This window comes from Streptomyces sp. NPDC052496, assembly GCF_040679095.1.
In the GTDB taxonomy this organism is placed as follows: Bacteria; Actinomycetota; Actinomycetes; order Streptomycetales; family Streptomycetaceae; genus Streptomyces.
On record NZ_JBFAUH010000005.1, the window covers coordinates 310,302 to 330,455 of the forward strand.

17 protein-coding genes are annotated in these 20,154 nt (G+C 72.1%); 9 read left to right on the forward strand and 8 right to left on the reverse strand.

Going from position 1 to position 20,154, the window contains the following annotated elements:
• Window positions 1-59: 59 nt before the first annotated feature.
• Window positions 60-977 carry a hypothetical protein gene (locus tag AB0L45_RS10250; RefSeq protein ID WP_365838019.1) on the reverse strand — a complete coding sequence of 306 codons (918 nt, stop codon included), beginning with the start codon at window positions 975-977 and terminating at the stop codon, window positions 60-62.
• Window positions 978-1,069: 92 nt separating this feature from the next.
• Between AB0L45_RS10250 and AB0L45_RS10255 the strand changes: the two genes are divergently transcribed.
• From AB0L45_RS10255 to ilvD, 4 genes are all read left to right on the forward strand, one after another.
• A complete protein-coding gene (locus AB0L45_RS10255; protein ID WP_365838021.1) occupies window positions 1,070-2,002 on the forward strand; it encodes a Ppx/GppA phosphatase family protein in 933 nt (310 codons plus the stop codon).
• Between the two features lie 56 nt (window positions 2,003-2,058).
• Entirely contained in the window at window positions 2,059-2,871 is an 813-nt protein-coding gene (locus AB0L45_RS10260) for a sugar phosphate isomerase/epimerase (RefSeq protein WP_365838083.1), read from the forward strand.
• Window positions 2,868-3,497, forward strand: coding sequence for a TetR family transcriptional regulator (locus AB0L45_RS10265; protein WP_365838023.1), 630 nt, complete (start codon window positions 2,868-2,870; stop codon window positions 3,495-3,497). The genes AB0L45_RS10260 and AB0L45_RS10265 overlap by 4 nt, the downstream gene beginning before the upstream one ends.
• Before the next feature lie 207 nt (window positions 3,498-3,704).
• Entirely contained in the window at window positions 3,705-5,555 is a 1,851-nt protein-coding gene (gene ilvD / locus AB0L45_RS10270) for a dihydroxy-acid dehydratase (protein WP_365838025.1), read from the forward strand.
• A 54-nt stretch (window positions 5,556-5,609) separates the two neighbouring features.
• Here ilvD and AB0L45_RS10275 read toward each other — a convergent pair whose 3' ends face one another.
• Window positions 5,610-8,060 (reverse strand): PQQ-binding-like beta-propeller repeat protein, encoded by a 2,451-nt coding sequence (locus AB0L45_RS10275; RefSeq protein ID WP_365838027.1) that lies wholly within the window; start codon window positions 8,058-8,060, stop codon window positions 5,610-5,612.
• A gap of 284 nt (window positions 8,061-8,344) precedes the next feature.
• Between AB0L45_RS10275 and AB0L45_RS10280 the strand changes: the two genes are divergently transcribed.
• The gene (locus AB0L45_RS10280) at window positions 8,345-8,608 is read left to right on the forward strand and encodes an SH3 domain-containing protein (protein ID WP_365838085.1); all 264 of its coding nucleotides are present in this window, start codon (window positions 8,345-8,347) and stop codon (window positions 8,606-8,608) included.
• Between the two features lie 46 nt (window positions 8,609-8,654).
• Here AB0L45_RS10280 and AB0L45_RS10285 read toward each other — a convergent pair whose 3' ends face one another.
• Window positions 8,655-9,407: a hypothetical protein gene (locus AB0L45_RS10285; RefSeq protein ID WP_365838029.1), complete on the reverse strand. Its 753-nt coding sequence runs from the start codon at window positions 9,405-9,407 to the stop codon at window positions 8,655-8,657.
• Window positions 9,408-9,496: 89 nt separating this feature from the next.
• Here AB0L45_RS10285 and AB0L45_RS10290 point away from each other — a divergent pair, with 89 nt between their 5' ends.
• The gene (locus tag AB0L45_RS10290; RefSeq protein ID WP_365838031.1) at window positions 9,497-10,027 is read left to right on the forward strand and encodes a hypothetical protein; all 531 of its coding nucleotides are present in this window, start codon (window positions 9,497-9,499) and stop codon (window positions 10,025-10,027) included.
• A gap of 81 nt (window positions 10,028-10,108) precedes the next feature.
• Here AB0L45_RS10290 and AB0L45_RS10295 read toward each other — a convergent pair whose 3' ends face one another.
• The 4 genes from AB0L45_RS10295 to AB0L45_RS10310 form a co-directional block, all read right to left on the reverse strand.
• Complete coding sequence (locus AB0L45_RS10295; protein ID WP_365838033.1) at window positions 10,109-10,600, reverse strand: nuclear transport factor 2 family protein; 492 nt, start codon at window positions 10,598-10,600, stop codon at window positions 10,109-10,111.
• A gap of 134 nt (window positions 10,601-10,734) precedes the next feature.
• Entirely contained in the window at window positions 10,735-12,144 is a 1,410-nt protein-coding gene (locus tag AB0L45_RS10300; RefSeq protein WP_365838035.1) for a M1 family metallopeptidase, read from the reverse strand.
• A gap of 91 nt (window positions 12,145-12,235) precedes the next feature.
• Window positions 12,236-13,942: a SulP family inorganic anion transporter gene (locus AB0L45_RS10305; protein ID WP_365838087.1), complete on the reverse strand. Its 1,707-nt coding sequence runs from the start codon at window positions 13,940-13,942 to the stop codon at window positions 12,236-12,238.
• A 341-nt stretch (window positions 13,943-14,283) separates the two neighbouring features.
• A complete protein-coding gene (locus AB0L45_RS10310) occupies window positions 14,284-14,724 on the reverse strand; it encodes a hypothetical protein (RefSeq protein ID WP_365838037.1) in 441 nt (146 codons plus the stop codon).
• Between the two features lie 166 nt (window positions 14,725-14,890).
• Between AB0L45_RS10310 and AB0L45_RS10315 the strand changes: the two genes are divergently transcribed.
• The 3 genes from AB0L45_RS10315 (at window position 14,891) to proC (ending at window position 18,043) form a co-directional block, all read left to right on the forward strand.
• Window positions 14,891-15,808, forward strand: a complete 918-nt coding sequence (locus AB0L45_RS10315) for an ABC transporter ATP-binding protein (RefSeq protein WP_365838039.1) — start codon at window positions 14,891-14,893, stop codon at window positions 15,806-15,808.
• A complete protein-coding gene (locus AB0L45_RS10320; protein WP_365838041.1) occupies window positions 15,805-16,587 on the forward strand; it encodes an ABC transporter permease in 783 nt (260 codons plus the stop codon). Before AB0L45_RS10315 ends, AB0L45_RS10320 begins: the two co-directional genes overlap by 4 nt.
• A 646-nt stretch (window positions 16,588-17,233) precedes the next feature.
• On the forward strand, window positions 17,234-18,043 hold the full coding sequence (gene proC, locus AB0L45_RS10325) for a pyrroline-5-carboxylate reductase (RefSeq protein WP_365838043.1): 810 nt from the start codon (window positions 17,234-17,236) through the stop codon (window positions 18,041-18,043).
• A gap of 166 nt (window positions 18,044-18,209) precedes the next feature.
• Here proC and trpS read toward each other — a convergent pair whose 3' ends face one another.
• Window positions 18,210-19,208: a tryptophan--tRNA ligase gene (trpS, locus tag AB0L45_RS10330; RefSeq protein ID WP_365838045.1), complete on the reverse strand. Its 999-nt coding sequence runs from the start codon at window positions 19,206-19,208 to the stop codon at window positions 18,210-18,212.
• Window positions 19,209-20,154 lie beyond the last annotated feature (946 nt).

Here is a 20,154-nt window from a genome sequence, read left to right on the forward strand (position 1 = left end):
CGGGCCGGCCCGATCCACTCGGCTCCGGCCTACGCCGCTCCGGCCCCTTCCGCTCCGGCCTACTCCGCCCCCGCCTGCTGCGTCACCAGCGGAAGCGTCCTCCGCGAAGCCGCCCCCTGCGGAGCCGTCACCTGCGGGTCCGCCGGATGCGGCGCCATCGGGAGCGCCGCCGCCAGGCGCTCCTCGCAGAGCTCCACGAGGCGGTCATAGCCCTCCTTGCCCATCAGCTCGGTCAGCTCGGGTCCGTAGGACACATAGACCGGCTCGCCCGCGCCGTGTGCGGACGTCGCCGAGGTGCACCACCAGTGCAGGTCGTGGCCGCCGGGGCCCCAGCCGCGGCGGTCGTACTCGCCGATGGTGACCTGGAGGACGCGGGTGTCGTCGGGGCGGTCGATCCAGTCGTAGGTGCGGCGGACCGGCAGCTGCCAGCAGACGTCCGGCTTGGTCTCCAGGGGCTCGCGGCCCTCGCGCAGCGCCAGGATGTGCAGCGAGCAGCCGGCGCCGGCCGGGAAGCCGGGCCGGTTCTGGAAGATGCAGGAGCCCTTCCAGCGCCGGGTCTGCCGGTCGCCGTCCTCGTCCTCCTGGGTCCAGCCGGTGGCCGTACCGACGTCGTGGAACTGCCACAGGTCCGGTGTGAGGCGCGCCACGTGCTCCGCGACCCGCTGCTCGTCCTCCTCGTCGGAGAAGTGCGCGCCGAGGGTGCAGCAGCCGTCGTCCGCGCGGCCCGCCTCGATGCCCTTGCAGCCGCTGCCGAAGATGCACGTCCACCGGGAGGTGAGCCAGGTCAGGTCGCAGCGGAAGACCTGCTCGTCGTCGGCGGGATCGGGGAAGGTGACCCAGGCGCGGGCGAAGTCCAGGCCGCCGACCTCGTCGGCCCGAGCCCCTTGCGCCTCCTGCGCCGCACGCGCCTGCCGAGCGCGCTGCTTTTCCGCCTTCTTCAGGGCTTTTTCCTGCTTCGCCTTGTTCGTCTTAGCCACGACTCCAGCGTACGGCGGACGGTACCCCGCGCCGTTCTCCGGAGGCCGGGGCTCGCCGTCGGTTCCCGGCCGCCCGCAGTAGGTTCGACGGTATGAGACTCGGAGTCCTCGATGTGGGGTCGAACACGGTCCATCTGCTGGTGATGGACGCGCACCCGGGTGCGCGCCCGCTGCCCGCCTACTCGCACAAGGCGGAGCTGCGGCTGGCCGAACTCCTCGACGAGGACGGCGCGATCGGCGACGCGGGCGTACGGCGGCTGGTGACGACGGTACGGACGGCGGTCGAGGTCGCGGAGGACAAGGGCGTCGAGGACGTGCTGCCGTTCGCCACCTCCGCGGTCCGCGAAGCGGCCAACGGCGAGGACGTGCTGCGCCGGGTCGCCCTGGAGACCGGCGTGAAACTGCAGGTGCTGTCCGGCGAGGACGAGGCCCGGCTGACGTTCCTCGCGGCCCGCCGCTGGTTCGGCTGGTCGGCCGGGCGGCTGCTGGTGCTGGACATCGGCGGCGGCTCGCTGGAGATCGCGTACGGGCTGGACGAGGAGCCGGACGCGGCGGTCTCGCTGCCGCTGGGCGCGGGCCGGCTCACCGCGGCGGACCTGCCGGGCGACCCGCCGGAGGCGGAGGACATACGGGCGCTGCGCAAACGGGTACGGGCCGAAATCGCGCGGGTGGTGAGCGATTTCACGCGCTTCGGCACCCCCGACCACGTCGTCGGCACCTCCAAGACCTTCAAGCAGCTGGCCCGTATCGCCGGTGCCGCCCGGTCCGCCGACGGCCTGTACACCCAGCGTGAGCTGGACCGGAAGGCGCTGGAGGAGTGGGTGCCGAAGCTCGCGGGGATGACCGTCGCGGACCGCGTCAAACTGCCCGGCGTCTCCGAGGGGCGCTCGCGCCAGCTGCTCGCCGGGGCGCTGGTGGCGGAGGCCGGAATGGACCTGTTCGGCGTGCGCACGCTGGAGATCTGCCCGTGGGCGCTGCGCGAGGGCGTGATCCTGCGCCACCTCGACCACCTGCCCGCGGGGTAGGGCGCCTCCGCCACCCGTCGGCGGCGGCCCGTACCCTGTCCCTCGTGACGGAGCCAGTGGTGCGCATCCCGGATGCGAAGGTCGCCCTGTCCACGGCCTCGGTGTATCCGGAGTCGACGGCGACGGCCTTCGAGATCGCCGCGCGCCTGGGCTACGACGGCGTCGAGGTCATGGTGTGGACCGACCCGGTCAGCCAGGACATCGAGGCGCTGCGCCGGCTCTCCGACTATCACGGGGTGCCGATCCTGGCCGTGCACGCGCCGTGCCTGCTGATCACGCAGCGGGTGTGGTCCACGGATCCCTGGGTCAAGCTGCAGCGCGCTCGCAACGCCGCGGAGAAGCTCGGGGCCTCGACGGTGGTCGTCCATCCGCCCTTCCGGTGGCAGCGCAACTACGCCCGCGAGTTCGTACGCGGAGTGTGGCGGATGGAGAGCGAGACGGACGTCCGGTTCGCCGTCGAAAACATGTACCCGTGGCGCTACCGGGACCGCGAGATGCTGGCGTACGCGCCGGACTGGGATCCGACCCAGGACGATTACCGGCACTTCACCGTCGACCTCTCGCACACCGCCACCTCGCGCAGCGACGCCCTGCAGATGGTCGACCGGATGGGCGAGCGCCTCGCGCACATCCACCTCGCCGACGGCAACGGCTCCAACAAGGACGAGCACCTGGTGCCGGGCCGCGGCTCGCAGCCCTGCGCCGAACTGCTGGAGCGGCTCGCCGCCACCGGCTTCGGCGGGCACATCGTCGTGGAGGTCAACACCCGGCGGGCGATGTCCGCGGCCGAGCGGGAGGCGGACCTCGCGGAGGCACTGGCCTTCACGCGGCTGCACCTGGCGTCGCCGACGTGGGTGCCCGGCTCGTGACGGACGGCCCCGCCGGGACCGGGGGCGCCCGCAGGCGCGGCCGCCCCTCCCGTACGGACTCGGCGGACGGCCCCGGCGCGCGCGAGCGCATCCTGACGGCGGCGCGCGCCGAGTTCGCCGCGCGCGGTTACGAGAAGGCCTCGATCCGCGGCATCGCCAAGGTGGCGGACGTGGACCCGGCCCTGGTCCACCACTATTACGGCACCAAGGAACAGGTCTTCGAGGCGGCCGTCGAGATGTCCCTCGCGCCCGCCCTGGAGGCGTCCGAAGGCGTGCTCGAAGGCGGCCTGGACGGGGCGGGGGAGCGGCTGACCCGCTTCGTCCTCGGCGTCTGGGAGAACCCGGTCACCCGTGAGCCGCTGCTGGCGATCGTGCGCAGCGCCCTGAACAACGACATCGCCGCGGCGGTCTTCCGCAAGCTCGTCACGCGCCAGCTGCTGCGCCGGATCGCCGCCGAGCCGGCGGTCCCGGACGCCGACCTGCGGGCCGGGCTGGCGGCGGCGCAGCTGGTGGGGACGGTGATGCTGCGCTACGTGATCAAGCTGGAGCCGCTGGCGTCCGCCGCCCCGGAGCGGATCGTCGCCCGGGTGGCGCCGGTGGTGCAGCAGCATCTGACCGGCCCCTGACTGGCCCCTGACCGGCCCGGACTGGCCCCTGACCGGCCCGGACCGGGTGGAAGGGCCCCGGGGCGGGTGTCCGCCCAGCGGGCACCAGTCTCACATTCCGGATCAACTGTCCAGATCTTGGAGCCGGGGCGTAGTCTCGACTGATTCGCTGACGTACGCGCACTGGGCGTACGAGAGACGTACACGCACCCGAGGGAGTGGATCCACGTGCCCGAGCTGAGGTCCCGCACCGTCACCCATGGCCGCAACATGGCCGGCGCCCGCGCGCTCATGCAGGCGTCGGGCGTAGCGCGCGAGGACTTCGGCAAGCCCGTGATCGCCGTAGCGAACAGCTTCACCGAGTTCGTGCCGGGCCACACCCACCTCCAGCCGGTCGGCCGGATCGTCAGCGAGGCGATCAAGAAGGCCGGCGGCATCGCGCGTGAGTTCAACACCATCGCGGTCGACGACGGCATCGCCATGGGCCACGGCGGCATGCTCTACTCCCTGCCGTCCCGCGACCTGATCGCCGACTCCGTGGAGTACATGGCCGAGGCGCACTGCGCGGACGCGCTGATCTGCATCTCCAACTGCGACAAGATCACGCCGGGCATGCTGATGGCCGCGATGCGGCTGAACATCCCCACCGTCTTCGTCTCCGGCGGCCCCATGGAGGCCGGCCGCGCCACCCTCGTCGACGGAACGGTCCGCAAGCTGGACCTGGTCAACGCGATCTCCGACGCGGTCGACGAGAACGTCTCCGACGAGGACATCCTCCGTATCGAGGACAACGCCTGCCCGACCTGCGGCTCCTGTTCCGGCATGTTCACCGCCAACTCGATGAACTGCCTGACCGAGGCCATCGGCCTGTCGCTGCCCGGCAACGGCACGGTGCTGGCCACCCACACCGCCCGCCGGGCGCTGTACGAGAACGCCGGCCGCACGGTCGTGGAGATCACCAAGCGGTACTACGACCAGGACGACGCGACCGTGCTGCCGCGCAGCATCGGCTCCCGCGCCGCCTTCGAGAACGCCATGGCGCTGGACATCGCCATGGGCGGCTCCACCAACACGATCCTGCACCTGCTCGCCGCCGCCCAGGAAGCCGGTCTGGACTACGGCCTGGAGGACATCAACGCGGTCTCGCGCCGGGTGCCCTGCCTGGCCAAGGTCGCACCGAACGTCGCGCCGGGCGGCACGTACTACATGGAAGACGTGCACCGGGCCGGCGGCATCCCCGCCATCCTGGGCGAGCTGTACCGGGCCGGCCTGCTCAACGAGGACGTGCACACCGTGCACAGCTCCTCCATGGCGGACTGGCTGAAGACCTGGGACGTGCGCGGCGGCTCGCCGTCCCCCGAGGCCGTCGAACTGTGGCACGCGGCCCCCGGCTGCAAGCGCTCCGCCACCGCCTTCTCCCAGTCCGAGCGCTGGGACAGCCTCGATGTGGACGCCGCGGGCGGCTGCATCCGCGACCTCGCGCACGCCTACTCCGCCGACGGCGGCCTGGCCGTCCTCAAGGGCAACCTCGCCGAGGACGGCTGTGTGGTGAAGACCGCGGGCGTCGACGAGTCGATCTGGACGTTCGAGGGCCCGGCCGTGGTCTGCGAGTCGCAGGAGGAGGCCGTCGAGAAGATCCTCGGCAAGAAGGTCACGGCGGGCGACGTGGTCGTCATCCGCTACGAGGGCCCCAAGGGCGGCCCCGGCATGCAGGAGATGCTCTACCCGACGTCCTTCCTCAAGGGGCGCGGCCTGGGCAAGACGTGCGCGCTGGTCACCGACGGCCGCTTCTCCGGCGGCACCTCCGGCCTGTCCATCGGCCACGCCTCGCCCGAGGCGGCCTCCGGCGGCACCATCGCCCTCGTCGAGGACGGCGACCGCATCCGGATCGACATCCCGAACCGCACCATCGAACTCCTGGTGCCCGAAGCCGAGCTGACGGCCCGCCGGGAGGCGCTGGGCGGCGTGTACGCGCCCAAGAAGCGCGAGCGCAAGGTCTCGCAGGCCCTGCGCGCCTACGCGGCGATGGCCACCAGCGCCGACAAGGGCGCGGTGCGCGATGTGAGCAAGCTGGGGTGAGACCCCGGCCCGGCTCCGGCCGGGCTTCCGCTTCCGCGCGCCCCGTCCGCTCTCTCACCAGCGGGCGGGGTGCTCCGCGTCCGCGGCGAAGACCGAGCCGTCCGGCGCCGCCGCGTAGATCCGGCCGCGCCGCGGGTCCGGCAGCGGCGCGGGCAGCGTCTCCAGGTAGCCGCTGCGGCCGGTGGCCAGCCGGGGCGGCGTCTGGCCGAGCAGCGCGCCGCGCCGGGTGTCCACGGCCAGCAGCCGGCCGTCGGCGCCGGTGAAGTACAGCCGCTCGGCCTTCGGGTCGAGCACCGGCACCGACCCCCGGCTCACCGAGGTCTCCACGCTCCACCGCCGGTCGCCGACGGCCTGGAGCGTGCCGCCGGTGGTGGCGAGGACGTAGACCGTCTCGCCGCGCACCACGCCCGCCGCGTCGTCGACCGGCGCGTCCAGCGGCAGCCGCCGGACGCGGTGCGTCGCCGGGTCGTAGCGCACGACGGCCGAGGTGCGGGTGACGAGCAGCGGATCGGCGGCGGTCAGGTAGACCGAGCCGGACGCGCCCGTACCGGCCAGGGTGAGGGATCCGGGCAGCCGCCGTTCCCAGCGCAGCGTGCCGCGCACCGGGTCGATCGCGGTGACCACGGTGGAGGCCCCGTCGGCCGCCACGGTGGCCGCGTACGCCGTACGGCCGTCCCCGTACGCGGTGAACTGGCCCAGCGGCTGCGCCGGGAACCGGTGGTGCCAGCGCTCTTCGTGGGTGGCGCTGTCCAGCGCCGTGATCATGCCGTCCGGCGCGGTCAGCAGAATCGTCCCGCCCACGATCCGCACCTCGGCGGCGTACCCGGTCAGGTCCTTGCTCCAGCGTGTCGCGCCCTTCGCGCCGGCCGACGGATCCAGCGCCTCCAGACGCTTGCCGTCAGGAGACCGTACGTACACCAGCCCGCCGGAGAACACCGGCACGCCCGGCGGCATGTCCCCCTTGCGGACCGGTTCGCTCGCCCGCCGCCACGTCACCGCGCCGCCCTCCGTGTCCACCCGCGCGGCCTTCAGCCCCCGCTCGACGCAGAACAGGGCGGCAGCGCCGTGCGCGCAGAACGGCATCTCGGCCGGGTGCCCGGCGGGCCGCTGCACCACCTGCGTGTGCCACGGGCGGAAGGCCGCGGCGGTGCCGTCGGCGGTGTGCGTCTGGAGCGCCGGGGCGTCCTCGGCCCCCAGCACCCGTACGCCCGCGAAGATGCCCGCACCGGCGAGCACGGCCGCCGCGGCCGCCACGGCGGACCAGATGATCCAGCGGGGGCGGGGCGGGGTTTTGGGTGGGGTGGGTTCCGGTTCGGGTTCCGGTTCCGCTGTGAGTCCCGGTTCGGGTTCCGGTTCGGGTTCCGCTTTTGCTTCCGCTCGTCCTCCCGCTGCCGCGTCCGGCCGCCGGGCCCGTACGTGCGTCTCCTCACCCGGGTCCGGCGCAGCGGACGGCGCGGGGGCCGGGACGATCCGTACGGGCTCCCACTGAGCCGGAACGAGGCCGTCCGCCGCGCCGGCAGGACTCTCCGGCCCGGCAGGACTCTTGGGTCCGGCAGGACTCTCCGGCCCTGAAGAGTCCTCCCGTAGGACCGACCCCTCACGTAGGGCCGAACCCGGCGGCACGGCAGCCCCCGCCGACTCCGGGCCGCCCGCGAGCAGATCCTCGTAAGTCTCGGTAGGGGCCTCCGTGTGCAGCATCCGCATCAGCACGTCCGGAGTCGGCCGGTCGGACGGCCGCTTCGCCAGGCACGTACGGATCAGCGGCGCCAGGTCCTCCGGAACACCCGTCAGGTCCGCCTCGTCGTGCACCACCTGGTACGCGACGATGTACGGGCTCTCCGAGTCGAACGGCCCCCGCCCGGTCGCCGCGTGCACCAGCACCGACCCCAGCGCGAACACGTCGGCCGCCGGGCCCACCTCACGCGGCCGCTGGAACTGCTCGGGCGCCATGAACGGCGGCGTGCCGATCAGCTTGCCGGTCTCGGTGCGCATCTCGCTGTCCGCGGGACGCGAGATACCGAAGTCGATGACCTTGGGGCCGTCGGCGGCGAGCAGTACGTTGCCCGGCTTCAGGTCGCGGTGCACCACGCCCGCCCGGTGGATGTCGCGCAGCGCCTCGGCGAGCCCGGCGGCCAGTCTGCGCAGCTCGTCGGGCGCGAGCGGCCCGTTGCGCTTCACATGCTGGCCGAGGGTCGGCCCGGGTATGTAGAGGGTGGCCATCCAGGGCCGGTCGGCGTCCGGGTCGGCGTCCACGACCGGCGCGGTGAACGCGCCGCTCACCCGCCGCGCCGCGGTCACCTCCTGCCGGAACCGGCCGCGGAACTCGGGGTCCTGGGCGAACTCGGCGTGCACGACCTTGACCGCCAGGCGCAGCCCGGACGACGACCGCGCCAGGTGCACCACGCCCATTCCGCCGGAGCCCAGGCGCGCGTCCAGGCGGTACCGTCCCGCGTACAGCGGACGTTCCGCTTCCGGGTCCACCCCGGAACCGCGCAGCGGCGGCATCTCCCCACCCCCGTGTCCATGGGCCGCAGATGCGACGCACGGAGCCTAGTCGATGGTGCGTACGGGACAGGTGAGGCTTGCTAGCGTGCCGGTGAACCGGCCGCGGCCCGCGGACCGGTCCAGCACACCGGGACCATTCAACGGGGGAGTGACGCATGACCAGCACACCGGAGAACACCGTCGGCACGGCCGCGGAGACCGGCACGGACATCGGCGTGGAGGCGGCCGCGGTGGTCGCGGAGGCGGAGGCGGTCACCGAGGCCGAGGGCGTCGCCGTCGAGGCGATGGCGGCGACCGCGGCCACCTACCCGGTCGCCCCGGGCTACCGCCTCAACGTCCGCAGCGGCCCGAGCAGCCGCAGCGCCCTCGTCCGGCAGCTCCCGTACGGTGCCCGGGTCGCCATCCGCTGCCAGCGCAACGGCGAGCGGGTCAGCGGCCCGTACGGCACCAACGACATCTGGGACTGCATCGCGCCCGGCCAGTACGTCTCGGACACGTACGTCCACACCGGCAGCGACGGCTTCGTGGCCCCGCGCTGCGCGAACTGAGCCGCCTGAGTCAGGGGCCGGGGCCGGGCGCGGGGCCCGGCCCGGGTCATCCGGCGGCCTGCCGCAGCTTCTCCGCCGCCTGGGCGGTGACGGACTCCACCAGCCGGCCGTCGTCACCGACGGTCCCGGCGAACGTGACGATGGTGAGACCGGTACCGACCCGGATCACGATCTCGTCGAACCGGTTGCCGCCCACCCGCAGACGGACGCCCACCGACTCGTCCCCCTGCCGCGGCGCGCCCAGCACCCCGTAGCTCACCGCGTACGGCCCCGCCGTGGCCGTCGCGCACTTCTGCCGCAGCTGTCCGACCTCCTCGACGGCCTGCCGGGCACCCGTGACGTCCGGGAAGATCTTCACCTCGAACATCAGGGAGCGCCGGAGCATGGCGTTCTCCATCGTCCGGCTGACCACGGCGCTCGCCCGGACGTGCTGGAACGATTCGGCGACCACGCGGTTGCACGCGGCGTCACCTTTCAGGTCGCGAATGCCGTGGTCGTCCTCCTCCACCGCGGGTGACAGGTCCTCTTCCGCCACCGCCCAGCCCGCGGGCAGATCGGCGGTCGAAAGCATCGCCCGGGCCGTCTGCGCGCCCGTCAGGGGACGCGGTGCCGCGGAGGCCCCGGCGGTTCCGGGAGCCCCGGCGGATTCGGCGGCCCCGGCGGGTGCGGGACGGCCGCCGGCGGCCGCGGTGCTGTCGCCCGAGGGCCCGGAGGCCGGGTCACCACACCCCGCGACGGTGACCGCCAGCAGGGACAGCGTCCCGATCGCCGTACCCCATCGCCCGTATCGCCTGCGCATACTGAACCTTCCCCCGGTTGGCATGTACAGGCGGATGCTAGCGGGGCGCGCGGGCCCGGCCGCTCCGGCCTACCGGGATAATCGACCCCATGAGCGACGAGACACCGCCCGCCCCGGATCCGGCCGGCCCCGAGCCGGCCCCGATCCGCTTCTTCGGGACGACCTGGGTGCACCACGACGGCGGCTACGGCCTGCGCCGCGCCGGGGTCGCCATCGGCTCCCTGGCGCTCGCCGCCGCCGGCGCGGTGGTGCTGCGCTTCGCCTTCGAGGGCCTGGAGATCGCCGCCGTCGGCTCCTTCCTGAACGCGCTGATCGTGGCCTGCTTCGCGGTGTGCAGCGCGGTCGCCTTCCGCCGCACCTGGGACCGCCTGACCCGCCCCGCCACCGACGCGGCCACCGACCGCCCGGTCGACCGCTCCGCACAGAGCATGCTGCTCATCGGCTTCATCGGCTCGCTGCTCGCCTACTTCTGCCGCAGCCTCGTCGAGGCCCCGGGCGAGGGCGTACGGCGCGCCGAGTACGCGGCCGAACGCGAACGCTACGAGCGCCGCCGAAAGGCCCGCACGGGCAATCCGGCGGCCAAGAAGCCCACAAAGCCGAAGAAGAAGCGCGCCACCTAGCAGGAGGCAGCGCCTGCCTCCTGCCTTCCGTCTCCTGCCTGCCGCTTCCTGGTTCGCGCTTCCCGTTCCCGGTCTCCCGCCTCACTCCCCGGGCGTGCAGGCCGCGGCGATCGCCAGGCTGTCCTCGTACACGTGGTGCCGCACGATCTCGCCGCCCGCGACGGTGAACCGCAGCGCGAACGGCGACCGGAAGGACTTCCCGGTGGCCCGCACCGTCCCCCAGAGGTACCCGGTCAGCACCACCTCCGGCCCCGAGGCCACGACCGCGTCGACCGAAGCGCCGCCCGCGCCCGCCACGGTGTGCTCACGCAGCTCCCGCCAGTGCGCCGCGACGTCGGCCCGGGTCGCGCGCGGCCGCAGCCACGGCACCACCGGGTTGTCGGCGCACATCCAGTCGACCCGCTCCGCATAGTGCGCGGCGATGCGCTCGGGAGTCGCTTCCGGGTCGGCGACCGTGGCGAGATAGGCATCGACGACTTCGGTGGCTTCGGTTGCTTGGGTTGCTTGGGTTGCTTCGGTTGCTTGGGCTGCTTCGGGAACTTCGACGGTAACTGCGGAATCAGTGCTGTTCATGCCACCGATGCTGCTGGCCGCCACGGCCCCCGTCGATTACTTCCGAGGTAATGCCGGCCGCCGGCCAGGCTGCCCGGACCTGCCGCGGCCCGCGACATGCCCGTTCGCCTCGCCTGAGTACTCCTGAGTACTCCTCAGTACTCCCAGTCCGGCTTCCCGTCCCCGTACAGCCAGTCGTCGAAGAGGTCCGTCAGGTCTTCGTCCGTACGGTCTTCGCAGAAGTCGATGAACTGCTGGGTGTCGGCGCTGCCGTGGCGGTGTTCGGCGGGCCAGTCCTTGAGGATCGCGAAGAAGGTCTGGTCGCCGACGGCCTTGCGGAGCTGTTGGAGGACCATGCCGCCGCGCTTGTAGACGGGGTCGCCGGTGACGTTCTCCGCCGTGCCGGGGTCGCCGGGCGGGAAGCCCCAGAGGTCCTCGTCGTCCTCGTCGGTCTTGTACAGCGCGTCGAACTGCTGCTGCGCCGTACGGCCGCCCTTGTCCTCCTCCCACAGCCACTCCGCGTACTGCGCGAAGCCCTCGTTGAGCCAGATGTCCTTCCAGGTCTTCGGTGTCACGGAGTTGCCGAACCACTGGTGCGCGGTCTCGTGCACGACCGTGCCCTCGTCCGGGGCCCCGACGTAGATCGGTTTCGTCTGGGTCTCCAGCGCGCCCCAGTCGACCCGCTCGGGCGTGTGGTCGACGACCGCGCCGGCGGAGGAGAACGGATACGGGCCGAATCGTTTCACCGACCAGTCCAGGATCTCGTCCAGCCGGCCCAGCGGCCCCGCGCTCTCCTTCGCCTCCGCCGGGTCCACGGCCGTGTAGACGGGCAGGCCGCCCTTCGTCCGGGACTCCTCGACGGTGAACTTCCCGATCGTCGCGGTGGCGAGGTAGGAGGCCATCGGCTCGGCGTTGTGCCACTCGAAGGTGGTGCGGCCCTTGGTGCTCTTACGGCTGCGCAGCTCACCGTTGGCGACGGCGGTGTACCCGTCCGGCACGGTGATCTTGAAGTCGTACGCGGCCTTGTCACCGGGGTGGTTGTTGCCGGGGAACCACGTCATCGACCCGGCCGGCTGGCCCGCCACGAAGGCCCCGTCCTCCGTACGCACCCAGCCCTCGGTCGCACCGTCCGCGTCCGTCATCTCCTCGGGCTCACCGTCGTACTCGACCGTCGTACGGAACGCCGCGCCCTTCTTGACGGTCTCCCGCGGCCGGACCGTCAGCTTGTGGCCCTTGCGGGAGAACTCGGCGTCCTTGCCGTCCACCCGCACGCCGTGCACCTTCAGCCCCTGGAGATCCAGCTTGAAGGAGGCGAGGTCGGCCTGCGCGGTGGCGCTGATCTCGGCGGTGGCGTCCAGCTTGCCGCCGCGTACGTCGTAGGCGAGGTCGAGGCCGTAGTGCCCCACCTCGTACCCGCCGTTTCCGAGGGCGGGGAAGAGCGGGTCGTGCACACTGCCCGCGCCCTGCGTGCCGTCCAGCCGGGTCGCACTCGTACAGGAGGACAGCAGCAGGGCGACGGAGAGCGCGGCGGTCGCACCGCAGGAGCGGAGAGGCCGGCGGATCACGGGGCTCCTAGGGTCGTGGGACGGGTGGATCAAGCTCCCCGACCCTACGGCCCTTTGGCCCGCAACGCCGCTCCCTTCCGCTTAATGGCGCTTATGGGCCTTTATGCCCGGATGGTGGGGTGGAGGTAGGGGCGGGGGTGGTGAGGGTGGCGGCCCCGGCGCCGGCAATCCCTGCCCCGGCAACCCCTGCCCCGGCAACCCCGGCACCGATACCAGCCCCACTGGCCCTACCGGCCCCACCGGCCCCACCGGACTCACAGGCCGTACCGGACCTACCGACCGCACCGACCCCGCCGACCGCACCGACCCCGCCGACCGCATCGAACCCGGCGACCGCATCGACCCCACTGCCCCCTCCACCCCCCACCTCACCATCCGGCCGCCGCCGCTCCGCCCAGTTCCCCAGCGCCGCCGCGCAGGCGCGGTCGAGGTGGCGCAGCCCGGAGAGGTCCAGGATCACGGCACGGTCGTGCGGCAGCGCCTCCAACTGGTCCAGCAGCCTGGGCAGCCGCAGAAAGGTGGCGTTCCCCAGGGCGCGTACGCGCAGCGGCCCGGTCCCGGAGCCGTCGCCCTCCGCCCCCGACACCTCCAGATGCGCGTGCGAGGTCTCCCACGCGGACTTCGCGACCGCCATCAACAGCCCGATGACGACGCCCTCGAACATGTTGGTCACCACGATCGCCACGGCCGTCCCGACGAGCACCACCACCTCACCGCGGTACTCACGCCACAGCGACACCAGATCCCGTACGGGAATGAGCTTGCAGCCCGCGTGCACCAGCACGCCCGCCAGTGCCGCCGGCGGCACGACGCCCAGCGCCGCCGGGAACGCCGCCGCGAACAGCAGCAGCCACCCGCCGTGCAGCACCCGCGACGTCTTCGTACGGGCCCCGGCCCGCACGTTCGCGGCGCTGCGCACGATCACCGCGGTCATCGGCAGCGCGCCGAGCAGCCCGCACACCGCGTTGCCCGCGCCCTGCGCCATCAGCTCCTTGTCGTAGTCCGTCCGCGCTCCGTCGTGCAGCCGGTCCACGGCCGCCGCGCTGAACAGGGACTCGGCGGACGCGATGAGCGCGAAGGCCAGGACGGTGCCGACCGCGCCGACCTCCGCCAACTGCGCGAAGTCCGGCCCGCCCGGCGGCTGGACGGCGGACAGCAGCCCGGTGACTTCCAGCCGTGCCACCGGCAGACCGAGGGCCGTGACGGTGACGGTGGCCAGCGCCACGGCCGCCAGCGGCGCCGGCAGCATCCGTGCGGCGGGCTTCCACCGGGGCCACAGCACCAGTACGGCGATGGTGCCCAGGCCGATCGCCGCCGCGGTCAGCGCCTGGTCCGACCAGATCGTGTCGGACACCAGCTCCGGCAGGCCACCGAGGTTGGCGAGCCCGGTGCCCGGCGGGTCGGCGTCCGTGAGCGCGTACACCTGCCCCGAGATCAGGACGAGCCCGATGCCCGCCAGCATCCCCTGCACGACCGCGACCGAAATGGCCCGGAACCAGCGACCCAGCCGCAGCGCACCCATGACCAGCTGCAACACCCCGGCCGCGAGCACCAGCGCCCCGAGCGCACTCAGCCCGAATTCCTGGACCGCCTCGTACACGAGCACGGTCAGCCCGGCGGCCGGGCCGCTGACCTGGAGGCTGCTGCCGGGCAGGAGGCCGGTGAGCAGGCCGCCGACGATGCCGGTGATCAGTCCCAGCTCGGCGGGTACGCCGGAGGCGACGGCCACGCCGACGCACAGCGGCACGGCGACCAGGAAGACGACGAGGGAAGCGGCGAAGTCCGCACGTATGACCATGGCCTGCCGCCCGGACACTTTCTGCACGATTGCGTTCTGCACGATTGCTTTCTGTACGGATCCCTTTCGTGCGGATCCCTTTCGTGCGGATCCCTTTCGTGCGGACCCCTTTCGTACGCATGACTTACGTACGGACCCCTTTTGCATGAGCGTTTTCCGCATGACGTTGCCTCCAGCGCATTGCGGCGGACCGCGCGGCGCGGACGTGCGCCGGGCGGCGGGAACGGATGTGGGTATCGATCCGTGAACGGTGAACTGCGCGGGCAGGGAAACCGGCCGCGCTGATCTGCGGGGGGCGGAGAGAGGGCGGAGAGAGATCGCCTGAAGGAAGTGATCGCCGCTCAGCAGCGGAAGACGCGATGGCTGATCGGAAGCTGGCCCGAACTCTTCAGCGGCACGGCGCGGCGCCCGGTGACCGGGGCCGCCGGAGCCGGGCCGGCGGCCGGTGGAACGGTGGGGTCGCTCGCGCTCCTGACCTGGTCGCCGGGGTGGAAGGCGGGGATGCCGGTCGCCGAACGCGCGGCGCGGCCGGTCGGACAGTGTCCGGCCGCGGAGTCCGCCGGGCCGCCGTCCTCGTACGGAGCGGCCACCTCGGCGGCCGACGCCCCGGACCGGCCCTCGGCCGTCCGCCCGTACGGACTCCCGGCCGTCCGCCCGTAAGCGCCCTCGGTGTCCCGCCCGTAGGCGCCCTCGGTGCCGACCGGGAACGCCAGCAGCGCTGCCAGGAGAAACAGCAGCACGCGGCGCATGGCGTCGGCCCCCTCCTCCGGCTGGCTGGACACTCACCTTGAGTGTGTCCAGTGCGGCCCGGCTTCGATCGAATCCCTGTGTAACCGTCAGGTAAACGCTGAGTCATCGCCCAGGAGTGGTCGGACCCGTGCCGTCCGACGACCGCCGGAGCGCGCCCCGGCCCTTGACGCACCGGGCCCCGCACGCAATATTCAACACATGAAGAATTACGGTCACGGTCAGCCCGCCCCGGCCACCCGGACCGCGCCCGAAGGGGCCGCCACCACCGGAACGACCGCCGTCCGGGCCCGCGCCCTCACGGTCGTACGCGGCCGCCGCACCGTCCTGGACGACCTCAGTTTCGACGTCCCGCCCGGCCGGATCACCGGCCTCCTCGGCCCGTCCGGCTGCGGCAAAACCACCCTGATGCGCGCCGTCGTCGGCACCCAGGCCAAGGTGACCGGCACCCTCGACGTCCTCGGCCACCCCGCCGGCCACACCCGCCTGCGCCCCCGCATCGGGTACGTCACCCAGTCACCCGCGGTCTACGACGACCTCACCGTCCGCCAGAACCTCGCCTACTTCGCCGCGGTGCTGCGCCCGGGCCGCGCCGCCCGCGCCGAGCGCCGGGAGAGCGTGCGTCGCGTCATCGAGGACGTCGACCTCGCTCCGCACGCCGACGCCCTCGCCGGCCGGCTCTCCGGCGGCCAGCGCAGCCGCGTCTCCCTGGCCGTCGCCCTGCTCGGCACCCCGGAACTGCTCGTCCTCGACGAACCGACCGTCGGCCTGGACCCCGTACTCCGCCGCGACCTGTGGCAGCTCTTCCACCGCCTCGCCGCCGGCCGCGGCACCACCCTCCTCGTCTCCTCCCACGTCATGGACGAGGCCGAACGCTGCCACCGGCTGCTCCTGATGCGCGAGGGCCGCATCCTCGCCGAGGACACCCCCGAAGCGCTGCGCGTCCGTACGCGTACCGCCACCGTCGAGGAGGCCTTCCTCCACCTGGTCGACAAAGCCACCGCCACCGACCGCGCCCGTTCCACCCCAGCACCCCGCTCCCCAGAACCCCGCCCCTCGGAGCCCCGCTCCCCAGAACTCCGCCCCTCGGAGCCCCGCCCCCCGGAGCCCACCCCATGACCACACCCCGCACCCCCTCACCTCTCCCCCTCCCCCTCCCCGTCTCCGGAGCACGGGTCCTGGCCACCGCCGCCCGGGTGCTGCGCCAACTGCGCCACGACCCGCGCACCATCGCCCTGATGCTGCTCGTCCCGTGCGTGATGATCGCGCTGCTCCGCTACGTCTTCGACGCGCATCCCCGCACGTTCGACAGCGTCGGCGCCTCGCTCCTCGGCATCTTCCCGATGATCACCATGTTCCTGGTGACCTCGATCGCCACCCTCCGCGAACGGACCTCGGGCACCCTCGAACGCCTCCTGGCGATGCCCCTGTCCAAGGCGGACCTCCTCGGCGGCTACGCCCTCGCCTTCAGTACCCTCGCCGTCGTCCAGTCCGCCCTCGCCACCGCGCTCTCCGTCTGGCTGCTGGACCTGGACATCACGGGCTCGCCCTGGCTGCTCCTCCTGGTCGCCGTCCTGGACGCCCTCCTCGGCACCGCCCTCGGCCTGTTCGTCTCGGCCTTCGCCTCGTCCGAGTTCCAGGCCGTCCAGTTCATGCCGGCCGTACTGATGCCGCAGCTCCTCCTGTGCGGCCTCTTCGCCCCACGCGACACCATGCACCCGGTGCTGGAGGCGATCTCCGACGTCCTCCCGATGTCCTACGCGGTCGACGCCATGACCGAAGTCCTCACCCACCCCACCCCCACACCCACCTTCTTCCGCGACGCCCTCATAGTCACCCTCTGCACCCTCCTCACCCTCACCCTCACCACCCCCACCCTCCCCCGCCGCACCCCCTAGCTCCCCACCCCCTCAAACCCCACCCAACACCCGAGGCCGCCCCTTCGCCCACCACCAACCCCGCCCCACCCAAGCCACCAAACATCCCACCCACCCCAGCCCACTCAAGCCCGTCCGGCGTTTGAGGACGAGCCTTCGGGCGATTCTGCCCTCGGCCCACTCAAGCCGCTCCGCTGTCTGAGGAGGAGCTTTCGGTCGCTCTCGGCCCCGGCCAAATCAAGCCCGTCCCGCGTTTGAGGACGAGCCAGCCGGGCGACTCGGCCCCCGGCCCACTCAAGCCGCTCCGCCGTCTGAGGAGGAGTCTTCGGTCGCCCTCGCCCCCGGCCAAATCAAGCCCGTCCGGCATTTGAGGATGAGCCAGCCGGGCGATTCTGCCCTCGGCCCACTCAAGCCGCTCCGCTGTCTGAGGAGGAGTCTTCGGTCGCTCTCGGCCCCGGCCAAATCAAGCCCGTCCGGCGATTGAGGACGAGCCCGCCGGGCGATCACGGCGTCCCATACCGCCCCGCCCACACCCCCTCCGCCCACAACGTGAACGCCCCCACCCCCCAAACCCCCACGATGCGAGGATGAGCCCAGAACCAACACCACCCCACCCACCCCACCCACCCACCCCCAATTCAGCCCCACCGGCGAGGTGAACCGCACCATGACCCAAAAGGTCGCCGTACTCGGCACCGGAAAAATCGGCGAAGCCCTCCTCAGCGGCATGATCCGAGGCGGCTGGACCCCCACCGACCTCATGGTCACCGCCCGCCGCCCCGAACGCGCCGACCAGCTCCGCACCCGTTACGGCGTCACCCCTGTGACCAACGCCGAGGCCGCCAAGTCCGCGGACACCCTGATCCTCACCGTGAAGCCGCAGGACATGGGCGCCCTCCTCACGGAGCTGGCCCCGCACACCCCCGCCGACCGCCTGGTCATCAGCGGCGCCGCCGGCATTCCCACGGCCTTCTTCGAGGAGCGGCTGCCGGACACCACTCCCGTCGTACGGGTCATGACGAACACCCCCGCCCTCGTGGACGAGGCGATGTCCGTCATCTCGGCCGGCACGCACGCCACCGCCGCCCACCTCACCCGCGCCGAGGAAATCTTCGCCACCGTCGGCAAGACGCTGCGCGTCCCGGAGTCCCAGCAGGACGCCGCGACCGCGCTCTCCGGCTCCGGCCCGGCGTATTTCTATTTCCTCGTCGAGGCGATGACCGACGCCGGCATCCTGCTGGGCCTGCCGCGCGACAAGGCCCATGATCTGATCGTGCAGGCGGCGATCGGCGCGGCGACCATGCTGCGGGACAGCGGCGAGCACCCGGTCACCCTCCGCGAGAACGTGACCTCTCCCGCCGGCACCACCATCAACGCCATCCGCGAGCTGGAGAACCACGGCGTACGGGCGGCCCTGATCGCCGCTCTCGAAGCGGCCCGTGACCGCAGCCGCGAACTCGCCTCCGGCAACGGCTGACCCCAGGCCCGACCACCGCCCGCTCTCAGCTCAAGCAGGGCCGTGGCCACCACCGCGCCCCGGGACGCTCCCACGCCCCAGAACGCTCCCGCCCCCCCAGGCGCACCGCGCCCCCCCCGCACACCGGTGGCCACGCCCCCACCCCCCACCTCACACCACCCGCACCTCACACCGCCGGCATCAACCCCACCGCCTGATACGCCGCATCCACCCGGGGCCGCGCGACCGCCCGGGCCCGCTCGGCCCCGTCCCGCAGGACGGAGTCCACGTACTCCGGATCCCGCACCAGCTCCGCGTGCCGTTCCCGCACCGGCCGCAGGAGTTCCACCACCGCCTCGGCCGTGTCCTTCTTCAGCGCGCCGTACGAGTCGTACTCGGCCGCCAGCTCCGCCGGCTCACCCGCACCGCACGCCGCCAGGATGTCCAGCAGGTTGGCCACCCCGGGCCGCTCGGCCCGGTCGTACACGACGTCCGTTCCGGTGTCCGTGACGGCCCGCATGACCTTCTTGCGCACCACGTCCGCCTCGTCGAGCAGGTAGACGATCCCGGAGGTGCGGGCGTGCGACTTCCCCATCTTCGACGTCGGTTCCTGAAGGTCCATGACCCGCGCGGCCACCTTCGGCAGCGTCGCCTTCGGTACGACGAACGTCTGCCCGTACCGCTGGTTGAACCGCACCGCCAGGTCCCGGGTCAGCTCGACGTGCTGCGCCTGGTCCTCACCCACCGGCACCTCGTCGGCCCCGTACGCGAGGATGTCGGCGGCCATCAGTGCCGGGTACGTCAGCAGGGACAGCCGTACGCTGCCGCCCCGGGCCCGTTCCCGCTCGGTCTTCTCCTTGTACTGGATCATGCGCCGCATCTCGCCGTCGGACGCGGTGCACTCCATCAGGTACGACAGCCGCGCGTGCTCGTCGACATGGCTCTGCACGAAGACCGTGCACTGCCGTGGATCGAGCCCCACCGCCAGCAGCAGCGTGGCGGCCTGACGACTGAGCCTTCGCACCCGTGCCGGATCGTGCTCGACGGTCAGCGCGTGCAGGTCGACGACGCAGAACAGCGCGTCCGCCCGGTGCTGGTCCTCGTCCGCCCAGCCGCGCAGGGCCCCGAGGTAGTTCCCCAGGGTCAGGTGCCCCGTCGGCTTCACACCACTGAAGATCCGCGTCATCTCTCTCGTCTCCCGAACTACTGGTCCCGGGACCGCCGCGCCCACCGGCCGCTGCAAGGAGATACGCAAAACGGCCGCCGGGTCCGGCGGCCGTCTGTCTGCATGCACTGGGGGCGGCCGCCGTCAGGCGGGCCACCACTGCTGTACGAGTGCACGCGTCGTCATGCGGACCACGGTACGCCAGGATCCGTGCCCTGGCACGGGTTTGAAGCGCCCCAACCGCTCGTGTAGTGTTCTCCGAGTTGCCACGGAGCCGACAGGCATCCACGGCAGCCCCTCACGCCAGACCGGCGGCACCACCACTACTGCACGACTCCCGAACGGGACGGATTTCGGCATGCCGAAATTCTGACCAGTGACCCGATTATGTGTCACAGGGGAAAGGCACTAAAGTAGTGAGCACGCCGGAAGGCGCGAACAAACCCCCTCCGACGGGGAATCGGATTCACTTTCGAAACCGAAAGCTTCCTGAACCGGAAGCCCGGAACGAAAAACGGATCTGATAGAGTCGGAAAGACCGAAAAGCGAAAGCCGGACGGTCACCCCGCTCCAACAGGGGCCGGATACGGAAAGCGGAAACGCGGAACGGATCTGGTAAGGTTGGAACCGCGCAGAAGCCGAAAGGCCGAAACGCACCGGCGAAAATCGGGACCGCGAGGATCTGATAGAGTCGGAAACGCAAGACCGAAGGGAAGCGCCCGGAGAGCCTGGTGAAACAGGCACAAAGGAAGCGTCCGTTCCTTGAGAACTCAACAGCGTGCCAAAAGTCAACGCCAGATATGTTGATACCCCGTCCACCGGCACCACGCCGGAGGATGAGGTTCCTTTGAAAAGCCCACCGGCACCCATGCGGTGCGGGTGGCACACACAGCGAGGACGCTGTGAACGGGAAGCCTATTCCGCTTCCTGTTCCGCTCTCGTGTGTGTTACCGGGAGAACCCGGAAA

What these genes read in the sequence shown, in the direction of transcription:
- AB0L45_RS10255 (WP_365838021.1), top strand. Translation starts at nt 1,070, where the DNA reads ATGAGACTCGGAGTCCTCGATGTGGGGTCGAACACGGTCCATCTGCTG.
- AB0L45_RS10275 (WP_365838027.1), bottom strand. Translation starts at nt 8,060, where the DNA reads ATGCCGCCGCTGCGCGGTTCCGGGGTGGACCCGGAAGCGGAACGTCCG.
- AB0L45_RS10280 (WP_365838085.1), top strand. Translation starts at nt 8,345, where the DNA reads ATGGCGGCGACCGCGGCCACCTACCCGGTCGCCCCGGGCTACCGCCTC.
- AB0L45_RS10285 (WP_365838029.1), bottom strand. Translation starts at nt 9,407, where the DNA reads ATGCGCAGGCGATACGGGCGATGGGGTACGGCGATCGGGACGCTGTCC.
- AB0L45_RS10290 (WP_365838031.1), top strand. Translation starts at nt 9,497, where the DNA reads ATGAGCGACGAGACACCGCCCGCCCCGGATCCGGCCGGCCCCGAGCCG.
- AB0L45_RS10295 (WP_365838033.1), bottom strand. Translation starts at nt 10,600, where the DNA reads ATGAACAGCACTGATTCCGCAGTTACCGTCGAAGTTCCCGAAGCAGCC.
- AB0L45_RS10305 (WP_365838087.1), bottom strand. Translation starts at nt 13,942, where the DNA reads ATGGTCATACGTGCGGACTTCGCCGCTTCCCTCGTCGTCTTCCTGGTC.
- AB0L45_RS10315 (WP_365838039.1), top strand. Translation starts at nt 14,891, where the DNA reads ATGAAGAATTACGGTCACGGTCAGCCCGCCCCGGCCACCCGGACCGCG.
- AB0L45_RS10320 (WP_365838041.1), top strand. Translation starts at nt 15,805, where the DNA reads ATGACCACACCCCGCACCCCCTCACCTCTCCCCCTCCCCCTCCCCGTC.
- proC (WP_365838043.1), top strand. Translation starts at nt 17,234, where the DNA reads ATGACCCAAAAGGTCGCCGTACTCGGCACCGGAAAAATCGGCGAAGCC.
- trpS (WP_365838045.1), bottom strand. Translation starts at nt 19,208, where the DNA reads ATGACGCGGATCTTCAGTGGTGTGAAGCCGACGGGGCACCTGACCCTG.